Source organism: Streptomyces sp. NPDC088747, assembly GCF_044751025.1.
In the GTDB taxonomy this organism is placed as follows: domain Bacteria; phylum Actinomycetota; class Actinomycetes; order Streptomycetales; family Streptomycetaceae; genus Streptomyces.
On the sequence record NZ_JBIVKZ010000007.1, the window covers coordinates 421,863 to 431,517 of the forward strand.

The window sequence follows — 9,655 nt, forward strand, 5'->3', positions numbered from 1 at the left end:
CCGCCGGGCACCACCAGCCTGGCACAGCACACCGGCCCCGCCGAGAACACGACGGTGACGACCGCCGACCTCGCCCTCCCGGATCCCGGGCTGCGCTCGGGGCGCCGCACCCTTCCGGTGCCCCTGCCGCCCTGCGGGGGCCAAGAGGCGGCCGGCCCCGAAGCACGGAACCCCTCACCCATCCCGCGACCGTGCTCGTTTCGCCCCCTCATCCGGGGGCATCCGGCCGTCATGGACACCACAGCGGACACCGCAGCGGACGCCGGTGAAGAAGTGATCGACACTCAGGGCGATGAGCATCACGTCGTCCTCAGTGCGGACGCCAATGGCGACGGCAAGCCCGACGTGTGGATGATCGACACCACCGGTGACGGGAAGGCCGATCTCTACCAGTTCGACACCACCGGTGACGGCCGGATCGACGTCACCATCGCCGAACAGGATGAAGAGCCCGGAGCCGACCGCCTGGTGGTCGAAGGAGACGGCGGCCACCCGCAAGAAGCGTGACCCCCAAAAACCTATGGTCGCCGTGACATGCCACAGCATCAGCGCCTGCACGGCACCAAGGAGAGCTCTTACGGGGCCGTCGAAGAAACAGCGTTCACCTGAGGGACCTGAGCCGGCGGACGTTACCAAAATCGCCTGCCGCATCACACCGGCGGGAGGAGCCGGCCTCTCCTTCTCGGACCACCCCCGCCCCGCTCCATAGCCAGCCACCCGTCAAGCGGCCTCAGGACCGCGAAGCGCAACGGACCGAGCCCACCTGGAACGCAGCGACCACCGCGAGAACAACCACAACCAGGCCCGGACCGCCCCCACTTACTAACACCAGCGCGCAGACAGCGAACGTTGACCGCCGCTACGCTGCCGCGCATGACGGCCTCCCCCCTGCCGAAGACGGACCCTGTCGCCGCGAGGCGCCCCCAGTACCTCGCCGACATCGCCGCCGGACTGGACCGCTTCTACGAACCCCCTCGCCCCGACTGCCCCTGGTGCGGCAGCGCCCGCCTGTCGACCCGGCTACGCACCGTGGACCTGCTGCAGCACAAGCCGGGCCAGTTCGAACTGGCCCAATGTCTCGACTGCCGGCACATCTTCCAGAACCCTCGACTGAGCCTGGCCGGACTGGAGTTCTACTACCGCGACTGCTACGACGGCCTCGGCGAGCAGCAGATGGCCGCCATGTTCGAGGGCAACACCTCCGGACTCAAGGACCGGGCCTCGCTGCTCACCCGCCATCACCAGCCCAAGCGCTGGCTGGACGTCGGCACCGGGCACGGCCACTTCTGCAAGGCAGCCGCCGAGATCCTGCCCGACACCGAGTTCCACGGCCTCGACATGAGCGCCGGCGTCGAACTGGCCCAGAAACACGGCTGGATCACACGCGGATTCCGGGGAAACTTCCCGGAAATGACCGCACAACTGACCGGGAACTACGACGTCCTCAGCATGTTCCACTACCTGGAACACACCCTCGACCCGAAAGCTGAACTGGCCGCCGCAGCCGCCGTACTGCCACCCGGCGGACACCTCGTCATCGAACTGCCCGACCCCGAGTGCAAATGGGGCCGCATCCTCGGCCGCTACTGGATGCCCTGGCTCCAGCCCCAGCACCTGAACCTGATGCCCATCGCCAACCTCAAGAAAGCAGCCGAGGACGTCGGCTTCACCGTCGTGGACGAGCAGCGGTCCGAGCCCCACGGCGGCATGGACACGGTCGCCGCCCTCGCGCTGTGGGCCAACTGGACCGTCGGCGGCAACGACGTGCCCTGGCACCCCAAACCGCCCAGTCCGCTGCGCAAAATCGCGCGCAAGGCCAGCATGCTCATCTCGGTACCCCTGATGGTCCTCGCGTTCCTCGGCGACAAGCTCTTCGCCCCGTACGGCCGAAAGCACGGCTACTCCAACGCCTACCGCGTACTCCTGACCCGCAACTAGCCCCCGGAATCCGGCCACTGTTGTGGTGCGGGGAAGGACGCCCCACCCGCGTTCAGTGCGGGTAAGGCGCCCTTCCCTGCCCGACAAGGGGGGTTGGGGCGGGGGAGTGCTGGGTCAGCCGGGCAAGCCGGTTCGGACGGCGTGCAAGGCCAACGCCAGGAGCAGGAGCGGCTGCATCTGCGGACGAAGGAAGAGGCCCTCGCGCAGAATGCCGGAGGCTGCCTTTCCCGCTGCCGTGCCCGAGCCGTCGGCACCCCGCACCTTCCGGCCCCTCTCCAACAGCGGTTCGCCCCCAACTCCCGGCTTGGCCAAGGTGAATGCGGGCAACGGTACGGCTGGGAGGTGTACCCGTGACCCGATCATCACGAACGCATGAGCCGCCGGCCTGGACCAAGCCGGGAGCCCGCTGGGTCCCTTGGCTGTGCTGGCCGATGCTGTGCCTGTGCGTCGGCCTGACCATATGGCATGTCACCGGAGGCTCCGTGGGCCACGCCGTCTACCCGGCCGTCATGGCCGTCGTCTTCGGGGGCCTGCTGATCTCCAATCGAGCGCATAGGGCGAAGCGGCGACAACACGACCGGCAGCTGTAGCCAGCCGCTTCTCCCACCCGCGCGAAGCGGCTCCTGCGCCGGAACGTAGAGCCGACCGGTACAGGAGTCCGGTGGAGCCCGGGCAACTCGGACAACCGCTACCGCCAGGCCGGAGACGGGGGCGTCTCCAGCTCCCGCGCCGCCCGCAGTGCCGGAGACCGAGCCGGACGAGTTCGTGCAGGCGCTCTTGTCCAGGACAGCGGGCCCGGGCCCGAGGGCTCTCCGATCTGGAAATCAACGACACCGACTACCTGGACCTGGACTTCTGAGCGGAAGCCTCACGCAAGCGGTACCAGTACGACTGTCACTGAGCGCTTCAGGTGGCCAGTGAGCGTGTGAGTTGGCCGTTTGAGCTCTCCGTGTCGATGCCGCGGCTGAGCCGTGACACGTTAGTTGGAATCTTGTCACGAGAGTTGGAACCAGTGCGGCCGGCGCCGACTAGGCTCACCCCCGTGTCCGATCCAGCCCCTGACCCTCGCGTGCAGTCCTTGATCGACCAGCCCCGTCCGGGGGCCGTGAGAACCGTGAGGGTCACCGGGTTCGACGGAGCGGACGTCTTGGTGCAGCTTGTAGATGCCGAAGGTGAGAAAGCCGAGATCGCTCGGATTCCTCGGCAGGAGGCGTCGATGCGTCGGATGGACCATCCATCCGAGCTGTTTGAGATTGGCCAGGAGATCAACGCCGAAGAGATCGGGCGTTGGCGCGAAGGTCAGCTTCACCTCTCCGCCAGGGCATGCGAGATCCCGGCCTTGCGGTCCTTCCTCCTCGCGTTTGAACGAGGGCAGGTCGTCGCCGGGACGGTCTCCGAGGTTCACAACTTCGGGGTCTTCGTTCACGTCGATGGCGAACCGGACGGCCTCTGCACCGGCTTCATCCGGGTGCCGGACCTGACATGGGGCTGGATCAGCCACCCTTCCGAGGCAGTCGAAATAGGCCAGCGGATCACCGCTGAGGTGATCATTGCCGAGACTCGAACCGGACAAGTCACCCTCTCGCTGAAGGCTCTGCAGGATGATCCACTCATTCGGTTTGCGGATCAGGTCGGCCGGATCCTCACCGGGACGATCACCAAGATCGTTCCTTTTGGTGTATTCGTGCAGCTTGCTCCCGACGTTGTGGGGTTCCTTCACCTCTCAGAGCTGGCCGACGAGCCGGTCGAGACCCCTGCCAACCTCGTCGACGAGGGCGAGCTGATCACGGTGGAGGTCACCGAGGTCGACCTCCAGCGTCACCGGGTGCGGCTGAGCGCCGCCGGTGGAGCGAGCAGAACCTAGCGAACTGGTTCCAAGAAGACTGTCAACTCGCGGTTGGTTGCAAGAAGGATGACCACTTGGTGCCAACAAGCGTGTCCCACCGTCCTGAACGACCAGCTCGCCGAGCCTCGCTGGTTCCAACTAACGTGTCCAGGCTCAGCGGCCTCATCTGCTGGTAGAGAGGCACTTCGTTCTGCCGGAGCCACTGCCCGATGCTGAACCGGTCCTGATTCCATGCCATGTTGAGTTCGGGGTTGCTGCGTGATTCAGACGGTTGTGGGGCGAATTGGATCTCGACGTTGGTGACTTGGGTCCAGATGTAGGCCGTGACGGCGAGGCGCGCGCGGTTCTCGGAGATGTAGCGGGGGCTGGGTTGTCGCTCGATCCGGTCGGTGATCTTGCGCCATGCGTCTGGCGGCATCGCCCAGTCGGCGAGGCGTTCGCGGCGGTGCCGGTAGTCGATCATCGGCGCAGAGGTGAGGTCTTCGGTGATCGCGTCGAGGGCGCGGTCGTAGGCATCGGGGGGTTCGTTGGCTGCGGGCCCACCGTGTGATGGGGGTCCCCAGGCCCTGTCCGGCGATGCGGAGTCCGAGGAACTCGGCAGCGTCGACGACGCTCCCACGAGGGCTCGGCGGACGAGGAAGACGGCGGATGTGCGCCGCAGGACCGGCATGCTGATTCCGGCGGTGAACGCGCCGAGGTGACGCTCGGCCCACTTCAGCGGGAGGAACGCCGGAACGTGCTGGGGGCCGTAGTCGAGGCCGCGCTGGGGAAAGGCGGCCTCCGCCGGTGCTCCGGGTGCCGCGACGCTTTCGGTGGGTGGAGACCAGATACTCGGCAGCATTCTGGAATCGTTCGGAGCAGTCGTATTGGTTTCGCTGGAAGGCCGCGTCCCAACTGCGGTGACGCTTGGGGTCGATGCCGCTGCGGGTGCGGTTTTCGACCGGTGCGAGCGGAGCCAGCGCGGCTCGCAGGTCGTCGGCTGGCAGGATGGTGTCGGCGGCCAGGAGGATGCTGGCGCATGCACGGGCGTCCTGGGACGGTGTGCTGACGTGCATCGAGAGTGAGGGGTCCTGGCGTTCGGCCAGCACTTGGTCGGCGCGGTGCGTGTCGACGCCAGAGGCGGTGGGGCGGGCCTTCGGCCAGGTGATCATGACGAGGCCGCTGGTCATCTGGAGGTCGGTGAAGTACTGCCCGGCGGTCGCCGCCGGGGTGGCCGGGCTGAGCATGCTCACGATCTTCGCCTGTAGGTCGGCGAGTTGCTTGGGCAAGGGCCCGCCCAGTGTGAGCTGCGGGTGGTCCAGGCGGCCGCCGCAGAGTTGTGCGGCTCGTTGTGTGCGGCGGGCGCCGTGGTCGAGGGGTGCTCGGCATTGGGTCGGGTGCAGTCCGGCGATGGTCGGGCGGGGAATGAGTTGTCCGACTCCGTGGTCGGCGATGCATCGCCGGCAGGCCGGGCAGAGGTGTTCGAGGAAACGTTGGTGGTGCGGGCAGGCGAAGACGACGGGTAGCCGCCACTCGATCTTCCAGGGGCCGCCGTAGTCCGTCTGCGGCGTGGTGCCGTCGCCTGGCCCGGCCGACAGATCCTTCACCGGGACGACGACCTCGGACGTACCAGCTTTCCACGTCACCGTCCATGTACGTGGCCATCCCGGTCCCAGGTCCAGACACTCAGTGGCACGACCGGGCAGCGCGTACGACAGCACGAGTTCCTCCAGCAGGCAGGAATGCGACCACACCGGAGCTTCCAATACGTCGACGCTCTGTACGTCACCCATGACGACAGCACACTGCGCGAGCCGTACACCGAGGAAACACGGAACCCACATCAACAACCGTGCACGGCCGGCACCCTGCCCCGCCGACGCTCAACTGGCCAACTAAAATGCTCAGTCACACCCGGCTGTGACTGAGCGCCTCAATTGGCCATCTTGAGCGTCACTGTTGGCCGCAGGATAGTTTCAAGAGCCGCTACGTCAATCGCCGCTCGGTATGAGGTTATAGAGCTCGCGAAGACGTGCAGCGATGGCCCTTGTAGCGGCCTCGTTGGCCTCAAAGAACTCGTTGCGTTGATCGTCATCGCTTCCAGACGCGCGAGTCCAGTACATCGGGAATGCGGCAGCTGTCAGACGTTCAACCGCCTCGATCGCCGGGGGATGCAGCAGCAGAGCGGACTCATGACTGCACCTCGCGTTCGCGTGCATGGCCGCTGCCCGGAGCTCCTGCCCGTGATCACTCTCACTCCAGTCCAGGCCCGCGGCTTCGGCCTTCTTCAGTGGGATGGCGATCGCGTTCACCTTGCTCAGAAGGTCGTGAATGGCAGTGTGCACGGCGCGAAGCCCATCACGCTCATAGGCCACTCGTTCCTCGTGTGCGACTTGCTGACGGTCTGCTCTACGAACGTCCTGCACGTTCTTCGCCGTCCAGCGATTACGCGCTAGCTCAAGCAAGAAGCTTGCGATGAAGCCAAGGACAAGCGTGACCAGGGGCAGCAGCACGTTGACCATGCTGTCTAGCATCCCGGCCCCGAGGACGAAGTGTCTACAGGGCGATCAGGGCTGGCACGGAGTTTGATCTCTAAGGCGCCGACGCACGGACTGTGCGTCACGGTGACCCTCTGAAGCACTCAGGGGCCAGCTGAGACGCTCAGTCACAGCGACTGTGACTGAGCGTCTCAGCTGGCCCCTGAGCGTCGTACCTGGCCCGGCTGAGCGTGATGGTTGGCCGGGCCGTTTTCTCGTTGCTCCACTGCGCGGCCGATGAGTTTGTGGCTCCCGGCCGGTCCAAGCTCGTGACACCTCAGGAAAGGGACCCCGCCATGTCGGAGCTTCTCGTCGACTTCATCACCTCCCTCGACGGCTACGCATCGGGAGAGGGGTGGCCCGGGTTCTGGGGCCTTGAGGGCCCGGAGTACCTCTCATGGCTCGGCGAGCAGCCCGAGGCCACCTACCTGATGGGAGCGAACACCTACCGCCTGATGTCGGGCTTCGCCGCGGGCGAGGCCCCCAGTGGCCAAGACGAGTTCAGGCCCGAAGAGGAGGCGTCCGTCGACGAGCTCACGCAAGCTTCCAAGGTGGTGTTCTCCTCCTCTCTCAAGGAGCCACTGACGTGGGCCAACTCCACGCTTGTTGGCGACGACGCCATCGAGACGGTCCGCGCCATGAAGTCGAGTGGATCGGGGCTCCTCAGCACGATCGGCAGCCTCAGCCTGTGCCGGTCCCTGCTGCGAGCCGGACTCGTCGACCGGTTCCGGGTCGTGATGTTCCCGGTGATCACCGGGGCCACGGGCGAGGAACGCATCTACGACGGCTATCCGGACGTTGCCCTCGACATGATCGAGCACCACACCTTCGACGGCCGTATCCAGCTGGTCGAGTACAAGCCCCGTGTGCTTGAGCACCCGCCGCTCGGCGTCCCTGCGTGACGACGCCCGTCCGCCGCTCTGGACGGCCGCCAGGCCCACGCCAGCGGGCGGCCAACGTCAGGGCGCCCGGCCCACCTGGCCCCGAGCCGTTGCAGGCCAGCCCATGTACGCCCTCCCAGACCGCGCTCTCCGCAAAGATCCACCGTCCGGATACAGACGCGCCGCTGGACGCTCCCCTGGGCAGAGCCTCGCGAGCTGAGCGCTCTGAATGGCCGATGGGGCCAACTGAAGCGCTCATCACAGCGACCAGTGCTTTTGGCCGTGAGCGCTGAGTGGTGACTGCAACACCTTGTCTTCCGGTCTGAGGTGCGTCCTGCCTGCGGCGAGGGGCTAGGGGTCGGGGGTTCGATGAAGGGTTCTGCGAGCCGTTGGGCGAGGTCGTCCAGCCACTGCTGGGCCCAGTGGCGCAGTTCTGCGATGCGGAGGGCGTCCATGCCGTATGCCTCGAATTCGGCGTCGCTGACCCACTCCAGGCTCTCCAGCCGGTTGTGGAGTTCACGGAGGTCGAACTCCTCCGGGCGTCGGGCAGCGAGGTTCTCCAGCTTGGGGATGGTGTAGAGGTGGCGGGCGGCGTGGACGTCGATGGCGTCGCGGGCGAGGCCGCGGTCGCCGAGCGCGCGCACCTTTGTGCTGATGAGGTCGTCGAGGTCAAGGACCGGCCCGACATCCAGCATGATGGGAGGGCGCCACAGGACTTCCTTGAGGAGGTCCACCTCGCAGGTGGCTTCCGTGGCCGGGGCGGCGGCGAGAGTGTCGGAAAGCAGCCGGCGATGGTGGTCGGGCAGGCCGTGCAAGGTCACGCGGCGGACGCCTGCCGCAACACGGCGAAACGGTCCTCCCACGCGGCACGCACCCCGCGGCCCAGCATTTTGCGCAGGACAGGCCAGTGGCTCACCAGCAGCCCACCGTCGAGATAACTGGTGAAGTCCTCGTACCGGCCGTTGAGCAGAACGATCCGGTACATCCCCAGCAGCAGCTTCTCATCACCCAGATCGAATGTACGCAGCCCCGACCACGCCAGATGCAACGGAAGCGTGACCGTACCCTTCACAGGACCGACAAGCTCCGCAAGCCCACCCGGCAGCTGCTCCACAGCCGGAGCCCAGCGCGAAGACGCCACAGCGCCCGATGCCCCTTCACCCATGGGCCTCAGTCCTCACTGCCCGCATCCGGTCCGATATCAGGGCCTAGTCTCCCTCAGCCTGCCGCGGTCGAGGCGCCCCTCGTCCCGGTCATGCTCTTCCGGGCCCTTTCGTCAACGACGTCAGCAGGAAGCGATCACGCCCACGTCACGCCCTCAGCCCAGTCCGAGAGGCGAGCATGTCGACACTGAGGACGGTGACGCCGGGCACGTTCACCTCGCCCTCGTCATGCGCAGGTTGAGCGCTCTCTCAATGGGGTCACGTACCGAGTCGTCCGTCTCGCGCGCCAGGTGCTGACTGAGGGCCTCTCGTCGCTGGGCGGGTAGCTGCCGTCCTTGCGGAGGGCGCGTCGTCATCAGGATGGCCGCGAGGGAGCGGATGCCGGGGACCGGATCAGTGAGTGCCGTGGCGAGTAGATCTCGGTGGTGTTCCCCCTGGGCGGACAGGGCGTGGGGGACCTGGCGACGATGTCCTCCCGCGGGGCGCTGGTGGCGGCGGCGAAGTGGGTCCGAGGGAGTGGAGTGCCTTGTTCATGACCTTGGAGAAGAAAAATTCCCCTGGCCTATCCGTGCGATCGGGAAGCGGACATTAGTTTGCTTTGCCTTGTCGATCTTTTTGGTTTACGAGGGTTTGCAAGTGATTTCTTTGAGACTTCTTTGAACTTTCATGTCCCCTACATCGATCATCGCAGTCCCTTCTTTTACCTGTCTGGCGTGGCGTTTAGATGGATTTGCTGGAATTGGCGCCAGCGAGATGTGATTGACGCGTGGCGCCCCGTCGGGCTTTGATCACTCGGCTGTGAACGACCTGTAAAAGCAAGGTGGGGGCTATGCGGTGGGGTGGGGAGCGTCGCGCTGTCGGCGTACGGGCAAACGGCAGACGAGTGCCGGTGGGAACCTGGCTCGTCGTGTCGGCACTTCTCGTGCCTTTGATAGGAGCGGCGAATGCGCAGGCGGCCTCCGCGACAGCCTCGGGATCCCAGACGGCGACACTCGATACGGCTGATCTGTCGCCCGAGGCCGCCGCGTCGCAAAAGGCCGCAGAATCCGGTTCGCCTGTTGAGGTAAGTGCGGAGACGACTCCGACTCAACTCGTCACTGCTCAGCCGGACGGCACGTTTACCGTCGGGTTTGATCCGGTGCCGGTGCGTGTGAAGAAGGCGTCCGGGTGGATCCCGATCGACACCACGTTGGAGACCACGTCGTCCGGTGCGGTTGTACCGAAAGCCTCCGCGGCTGACGTCACTTTCTCCGGGGGCGGTTCCCAGGACGCGCTGGCGAGCATCACCCGGGACGGAAAGACCTACCGCGT

At 66.1% G+C, this 9,655-nt stretch carries 7 protein-coding genes and 1 pseudogene; 5 read left to right on the forward strand and 3 right to left on the reverse strand.

The annotated features are described in order from the left end of the window. Positions 1–231: 231 nt before the first annotated feature. The 3 genes from ACIP79_RS19860 (at position 232) to ACIP79_RS19870 (ending at position 3,802) form a co-directional block, all read left to right on the forward strand. Positions 232–507: a hypothetical protein gene (locus ACIP79_RS19860; RefSeq protein WP_401224954.1), complete on the forward strand. Its 276-nt coding sequence runs from the start codon at positions 232–234 to the stop codon at positions 505–507. Between the two features lie 366 nt (positions 508–873). After that, positions 874–1,938: a class I SAM-dependent methyltransferase gene (locus ACIP79_RS19865; RefSeq protein WP_401224957.1), complete on the forward strand. Its 1,065-nt coding sequence runs from the start codon at positions 874–876 to the stop codon at positions 1,936–1,938. Between the two features lie 1,150 nt (positions 1,939–3,088). Continuing rightward, positions 3,089–3,802, forward strand: a complete 714-nt coding sequence (locus tag ACIP79_RS19870) for a S1 RNA-binding domain-containing protein (RefSeq protein WP_401225014.1) — start codon at positions 3,089–3,091, stop codon at positions 3,800–3,802. A gap of 22 nt (positions 3,803–3,824) precedes the next feature. On the opposite strand, the gene ACIP79_RS19875 is transcribed toward ACIP79_RS19870, so the two are convergent. Together ACIP79_RS19875 and ACIP79_RS19880 are read right to left on the reverse strand one after the other, a co-directional pair. Continuing rightward, a complete protein-coding gene (locus ACIP79_RS19875; protein WP_401224960.1) occupies positions 3,825–4,625 on the reverse strand; it encodes a hypothetical protein in 801 nt (266 codons plus the stop codon). Positions 4,626–5,754: 1,129 nt separating this feature from the next. Continuing rightward, complete coding sequence (locus ACIP79_RS19880) at positions 5,755–6,285, reverse strand: hypothetical protein (RefSeq protein ID WP_401224962.1); 531 nt, start codon at positions 6,283–6,285, stop codon at positions 5,755–5,757. 311 nt (positions 6,286–6,596) lie between these two features. Here ACIP79_RS19880 and ACIP79_RS19885 point away from each other — a divergent pair, with 311 nt between their 5' ends. Next, positions 6,597–7,202, forward strand: coding sequence for a dihydrofolate reductase family protein (locus ACIP79_RS19885; RefSeq protein WP_401224964.1), 606 nt, complete (start codon positions 6,597–6,599; stop codon positions 7,200–7,202). Between the two features lie 796 nt (positions 7,203–7,998). Here ACIP79_RS19885 and ACIP79_RS19890 read toward each other — a convergent pair. Continuing rightward, complete coding sequence (locus tag ACIP79_RS19890) at positions 7,999–8,295, reverse strand: hypothetical protein (protein WP_401224967.1); 297 nt, start codon at positions 8,293–8,295, stop codon at positions 7,999–8,001. Positions 8,296–9,233: 938 nt separating this feature from the next. Here ACIP79_RS19890 and ACIP79_RS19895 point away from each other — a divergent pair. Beyond that, positions 9,234–9,655: pseudogene (locus tag ACIP79_RS19895) on the forward strand (hypothetical protein); the annotation flags it as partial.

What these genes read in the sequence shown, in the direction of transcription:
- ACIP79_RS19860 (WP_401224954.1), top strand. Translation starts at nt 232, where the DNA reads ATGGACACCACAGCGGACACCGCAGCGGACGCCGGTGAAGAAGTGATC.
- ACIP79_RS19865 (WP_401224957.1), top strand. Translation starts at nt 874, where the DNA reads ATGACGGCCTCCCCCCTGCCGAAGACGGACCCTGTCGCCGCGAGGCGC.
- ACIP79_RS19875 (WP_401224960.1), bottom strand. Translation starts at nt 4,625, where the DNA reads ATGCTGCCGAGTATCTGGTCTCCACCCACCGAAAGCGTCGCGGCACCC.
- ACIP79_RS19880 (WP_401224962.1), bottom strand. Translation starts at nt 6,285, where the DNA reads ATGGTCAACGTGCTGCTGCCCCTGGTCACGCTTGTCCTTGGCTTCATC.
- ACIP79_RS19885 (WP_401224964.1), top strand. Translation starts at nt 6,597, where the DNA reads ATGTCGGAGCTTCTCGTCGACTTCATCACCTCCCTCGACGGCTACGCA.